Source organism: Pseudomonas sp. K5002, assembly GCF_013386655.1.
Lineage (GTDB): Bacteria > Pseudomonadota > Gammaproteobacteria > Pseudomonadales > Pseudomonadaceae > Aquipseudomonas.
Genome location: NZ_JACARK010000154.1, coordinates 1 through 5,609 on the forward strand (window position 1 = coordinate 1; position 5,609 = coordinate 5,609).

A 5,609-nucleotide genomic window follows, 5' to 3' on the forward strand; every position below is an offset into this window, starting at 1 on the left:
CCCGCACCTGCGCCAAGCTGGCGGAGCTGACCGGCGTGGAGGCCAGCCAGGTGCTGCCGTACTCCACCGGCGTGATCGGTGAGCCGCTGCCGGTAGAGAAAATCGAAGGCGCGCTGCAAGCAGCGCTGGATGACCTGTCGGTGGATAACTGGGCGGCTGCGGCTACCGGGATCATGACCACCGACACCCTGCCAAAAGGCGCCAGCCGTCAGTTTGTGCACGAAGGCGTGACCGTTACCGTCACGGGCATCAGCAAAGGCGCCGGCATGATTCGCCCGAACATGGCGACCATGCTGGGCTATATCGCCACCGACGCCAAAGTCTCCCGTGACGTGCTGCAAAACCTGATGCTCGACGGCGCCAACAAGTCCTTCAACCGCATCACCATCGACGGCGACACCTCGACCAACGATTGCTGCATGTTGATCGCCACCGGCCAGGCTGACCTGCCGGAAATCACCTCGTCCAACGGCGCGTATTTCGCCGCGTTGAAGCAGGCGGTGTTCGAAGTGTGCATGGACGTGGCCCAGGCCATCGTGCGCGACGGCGAAGGCGCCACCAAGTTTGTGACGGTTGAAGTCAACGGCGGCGGTAACCACCAGGAATGCCTGGATGTCGGTTACACCGTGGCTCACTCGCCGCTGATCAAGACCGCACTGTTTGCCTCCGACCCGAACTGGGGCCGTATCCTGGCCGCTGTGGGCCGTGCCGGCGTGCCGAACCTGGACGTGAGCAAGATCGACGTGTTCCTCGGCGAAGTGTGCATCGCCAGCCGTGGCGCCCGGGCCGAGACGTACACCGAAGCCCAGGGTTCGGCGGTGATGCAGCAGGAAGAAATCACCATCCGTATCGAATTGGGTCGCGGTGAGTGCAGCGAAACCATCTGGACCACCGACCTGTCCCACGAGTACGTGAAGATCAACGCGGAATACCGCACCTGATACCAGGCAGGTCTTCAAACCGATTCAGAGGAAATAGTGCGGTGAAACGAGTTCATGTAGCAGCAGCGGTCATCCGGGGTGTCGACGGCAGGATTCTGCTGGCGCGCCGCGCCGATACCCAGCATCAGGGCGGCCTCTGGGAGTTTCCCGGTGGCAAGGTGGAGGCCGATGAGTCGGTCGCTACCGCGCTGTCCCGTGAATTGCAGGAGGAGCTGGGCATCCAGGTCACGGCGGCTCGCCCGTTGATCAAGGTGCAGCATGATTACCCGGACAAACAGGTGTTGCTGGATGTCTGGGAAGTCTCGGCCTTTACCGGCGAGCCCCACGGTGCCGAAGGCCAACCCCTTGAGTGGGTGGCCCAGCGGGACCTGCCGAACTATGAGTTTCCGGCAGCCAATGCGCCGATCGTTGCGGCGGCGCGTTTGCCGGCTGACTACTTGATCACTCCGGGCGAGCTGGAGACACCCGTCCTGCTGCGCGGTATTCAAAAAGCCATCGCTGGTGGCATCAAGCTGGTTCAGCTGCGTGCCCCCAACGGTTACGACCCCAAGTACCGTGACCTGGCGGTGGACGCCGTGGGCCTGTGTGCGGGCAAGGCGCAACTGATGCTCAAGGGGCCGTTTGAATGGCTGGGGGATTTTCCCGCGGCCGGCTGGCATATGACCTCGGCGCAACTGCGCAAGTACGCCAGCAAGGGACGTCCTTTGCCGAAGGATCGCTGGTTGGCGGCGTCTTGCCACAATGCTGAGGAATTAGCCTTGGCGGAGTTGATGGACGTGGATTTCGTCACCTTGTCGCCGGTGCAGCCGACCCAGACTCATCCTGATGCCGAGCCGTTGGGCTGGGAGCAGGCACAGCAGTTGATCAGTGAGTTCAGCAAGCCGGTGTTCTTGCTCGGTGGGGTGGGTCCTGCTGAGCGGGAAAAGGCCTGGGAGGCTGGTGCTCAAGGTGTGGCGGGGATTCGGGCGTTCTGGCCTGAGGTTTAGGCATAACCCTGGCGAGTGGCCAGGGGAGCTGTTGTGGCGAGGGAGCTTGCTCCCGCTGGAGTGCGCAGCGCTCCCAATATTTTGGGTCTGCTACGCAGCCCAGCGGGAGCAAGCTCCCTCGCCACAGGTTGCAATCGGTCAGTAAGCGTCAGTGCGGCTTTGCCGCCGCCTGCCACAAGATCTCTGCAACGCCCTGGCGCTTGGCAATCACCCTGGCTGCCACAAAGAGCAAGTCCGACAGCCGGTTGATGTACGCCAACCCGACGCCTTCCAGCGGTTCCTCTGCATTCAGGTGCTGACACCGGCGCTCCGCACTGCGAGCCAGGCTTCGGCATACATGGGCCTGGGCAATCAACGCCGAACCACCCGGCAGAATGAAGTTCTCCAGCGGCCCGACCTCTTCATTCCAGCGATCGATCGCCGCCTCAAGGCGGTCGACTTCCGCCGCGTTCAGCGCCTTGTACACCGGCATCGCCAATTCGCCGCCCAGGTCAAACAGACGATGCTGGCAAGGTGTCAGCACCTCGATCACATCCTTCAACGCTGGATGCTGCCCGATTTGTTCCTCCAATCCCGCCAGCAACAAACCCAACTGGCTGTTCAGCGCATCCACCTCGCCAATCGCCTCCACCCGTGGATGGTCCTTGGGCACGCGGCGACCGTCGCCCAGGCCGGTTTCGCCCTTGTCGCCGGTACGGGTGTAAATTTTCGACAGGCGAAAGCCCATGGTTAGCGCTCCAGTTGAGTGAGTTCGTTGGGTGGCAATTGGCTGCCCGCCAGGGGCAGGCGCAAGGTGAAGCAGGTACCCTGGCCAAGGGTCGAATGCACTTCCATCTGCCCCTTGTGATTGTTGGTGATGATGAAATACGAAACCGACAACCCAAGCCCGGTGCCCTGGCCGATTTCCTTGGTGGTGAAGAACGGCTCAAACGTGCGTTTGCGCACGTTCTCGCTCATACCGATGCCGTTGTCTTCCACCTGGATTTCTGCCCACGGCGGGTTGAGCCGGGTGCGCAGGATGATCCGGCCGGGCTCGCTGCCGTCTTCGCGCTGATGAATCGCCTGGGCGGCGTTTTTCAGCAGGTTGAGCAGTACTTGCTCCAGTTCGTTGGCGGTGCCGGGTACCGGGCCCAGTTGCGGGTCGAACTGGCGGATGATCGCCTGGCCCTTGAAGTCGAAGCCGACGGTGAGGTCGAAGTCGTTGCCGGCAATTTCCACGGCCTGGTCGATCAAGGCCGGCAAGTCGCACGGCGCCATCTGCCGGTTGCTGCGGCGGCTGAAGCTGAGCATGTGGGTGACGATTTTCGCCGCCCGGGCGCCAGCCTGCTGGATGCCGTCGAGCAACTGTGGCACTTCGCGGCTTTGCAGGTAGCGGTTGACCGAGTCCAGGTCGATGCCCGCCTGTTCGGCGTGCTCGAGGTTTTTCGGCAGTTCGTTGGACAACCGGCGGCGAATGTTCTGCACGTTATGCAGGATCGCTCCCAGCGGGTTGTTGATTTCGTGCGCCATGCCGGCGGCCAGGCCACCGACCGAGAGCATTTTCTCTGACTGCACCATCATTTCTTCCAGGGACAAGCGCTGGGTGATGTCGTCGATCCGGATCACCACGCCGCGCCCGGCACCGCCCATCAACGGGTAGAAGGTCAGGGCGTAGTGCTTGGGTTCGTCATCCTTGACCCAGGTAACGCGCTCGATCCGCTCTACGGTGTGTTGCTCTACCGTGGCCTTGATCTGCGGCAGGAACGGCTTGAGCGGCTGGAAGGCGAGGAAGATCGGCTGGTTCAGCGCCTCGTCCAGGCGGGTCCCGGAAAGTGCGCTGGCTTCCTGGTTCCACTGGGTGACGTAGAGTTGTTCGTCGAGGGCGATCAGCGCCGAGGGCATCGAGTCGATGATGCTGTTGAGGTAGTTCTGGAAGCCGGTGAGCTTTTTCTCGATCTTGCTGCGCACCTGGACTTCCAGTTCCAGCTTGCGGTTGGTGTGGCGGGTTTCTTCCGCCAGGCCCTGGGCTTGATCGTAGGCGGCCTGGGAATCGTCTCGCGCGCGCTTGAGTTGCTGCTCACGGGCTTCAATGCGCGAAAGCATGGTGTTGAAAGCTTCGGCGAGGCTGCCGATTTCATCATGATTGCCGCGCCCGGCGCGCAGGGCGTAGTTCTCTTCCCGGGTGACCTGGCGCGACAATTCTTCCAGTTCATGGATCGGCCGGGTAATCAGGCGCTTGATCTGCCGGGCGATCACCAGCCACAGCAGCACGCTGAAGATCAGGATACCCAGGCTGGCGGTGAAGGTACCGGTATAGAAAGCCACCGGCAGTTCGCTGCTGGCCACCAGCAGCAAGTGCCCGGACGGTTTGCCGGCACGGGGCAGGGTGATCACCTGGTTGCTGCGAAATTCGGTGGTACGCCAGGTTTCAATGTCCCGGAAATTATCTGGCAGGTGCAGGCGATTGGCATGTTGCAGCTGGGCCAGGCGCGTGCCATCTCCGTCGTATAAGGCCGCGGCCCGCAATGGCGAGTAGCTGGTCAGTTCATCCAGCAGGGTTTGCGCCTTGAGCGGTGAGTCCAGGGACTCGGCGGCGAGCGACGGGTTGGACACCAGCCGACCGATGGCCTGCAAGGCCTGGGGTGCCATGCTTTCCTGGGAGATCCAGTAGGCGGCGCTGATAAAGGTCAGGTTGGCCACCAGCAAGACGGTGGTCAACAAAACCAGCAGGGCCGCCAGCAGTTTCTGCCCAACCGGTAGATTTTCGAGGCGCTGGCGCAGTGGCATCAAGGTTTTCGCTGCAAAGGAACAAGCAGGCAGGGTAGCGCGTGCTTCAGTCGCTGGGCAATCCGCGTGCAGACAGTTGCCGTACCAGGCGCGCCTGGAGTTGTTGCAGGTGCGGCAAGCTCAGTTGGTGGCGGGCGGCCGCCTGGCAGGCGTAGCCCAGCAAATAGCTGATTTCGGTGCGTCGGGCACTGGCCACGTCCTGGTACATCGAGGAGTAATTGGCCGCAGTGGCCTGGATTACCCGTTCCACTTCGCTGTGCAAATCCTCTGCGGCAGCGGGTTGGCCGCAGCATTCCAGCAGGTCGGCGAGTTCGGCGCACAGGGTGGCCACTTCGCACTGATGGGCTTGCAGCTCGCCATTGCGACATTGGTAAAGCACGGTCAGCGGGTTGATGGCGCAGTTCAGGGCCAGTTTGCGCCACAGGCGGGTGAGGATGTCGGTGCTCCACTCATGGGGAATGCCGGCGGCTTGCAGGTCATCCAGCCACAGCGGCGGAGTAGGGTGCCGAGCATCCCCCAGCCAGGTGTAGCCATGGCCGGCAAACACTACTCGCCAGTCACTCTCGCGAAACGCGCCTTCGGTGCTGGAGGCGAAGATGCAGCGTGCCTGGGGCAGTTGGGCGGCGACTGCGTCCTGGCTGCCCAGCCCGTTTTGCAGCAGGATCAGTTCGGCGTCTGGCACCAGTCGATGTTCCAGCTGTGCGACGGCTTCCTGGGCGTCGTAAGCCTTGCATGCCACCAGCAGGCGATGAATTTGCCCAGGGCTGTCGGAGGTTTCGCCGACGACCGGGTAGGTGTGAGCCACGCCTTGCTCGACCAGGGTCAGGCCATTGGCCGTCTGATAACTCGCCAACCGCCTGTGATCCCGCAGGATCAGGCGCACGGGCAGCCCGGCGCGGGCCAGGCGGGCGGCCCA

At 62.7% G+C, this 5,609-nt stretch carries 5 protein-coding genes; 2 read left to right on the forward strand and 3 right to left on the reverse strand.

Translation table 11 applies throughout. The features are described 5' to 3' along the window. Both argJ and HX846_RS08700 read left to right on the forward strand, forming a co-directional pair. The coding region (argJ, locus tag HX846_RS08695; protein WP_178965265.1) for a bifunctional glutamate N-acetyltransferase/amino-acid acetyltransferase ArgJ at nucleotides 1-941 on the forward strand (941 nt) is incomplete at its 5' end. Between the two features lie 41 nt (nucleotides 942-982). Further along, nucleotides 983-1,927, forward strand: a complete 945-nt coding sequence (locus HX846_RS08700; RefSeq protein ID WP_178965266.1) for a Nudix family hydrolase — start codon at nucleotides 983-985, stop codon at nucleotides 1,925-1,927. Nucleotides 1,928-2,075: 148 nt separating this feature from the next. Here the strand turns inward: HX846_RS08700 and HX846_RS08705 are convergent, their stop codons facing one another. The 3 genes from HX846_RS08705 to HX846_RS08715 all read right to left on the reverse strand — a co-directional run. After that, complete coding sequence (locus HX846_RS08705; protein ID WP_178965267.1) at nucleotides 2,076-2,654, reverse strand: cob(I)yrinic acid a,c-diamide adenosyltransferase; 579 nt, start codon at nucleotides 2,652-2,654, stop codon at nucleotides 2,076-2,078. Between the two features lie 2 nt (nucleotides 2,655-2,656). Beyond that, nucleotides 2,657-4,693, reverse strand: coding sequence for an ATP-binding protein (locus HX846_RS08710; protein ID WP_003209782.1), 2,037 nt, complete (start codon nucleotides 4,691-4,693; stop codon nucleotides 2,657-2,659). Nucleotides 4,694-4,739: 46 nt separating this feature from the next. After that, nucleotides 4,740-5,609: putative 2-dehydropantoate 2-reductase (locus HX846_RS08715; RefSeq protein WP_178965268.1), on the reverse strand; the 870-nt coding region annotated here is incomplete at its 5' end.

Bases quoted from the DNA above. Each gene is read 5' to 3' on its own strand.
- HX846_RS08705 (WP_178965267.1), bottom strand. From the start codon at position 2,654: ATGGGCTTTCGCCTGTCGAAAATTTACACCCGTACCGGCGACAAGGGC.
- HX846_RS08710 (WP_003209782.1), bottom strand. From the start codon at position 4,693: ATGCCACTGCGCCAGCGCCTCGAAAATCTACCGGTTGGGCAGAAACTG.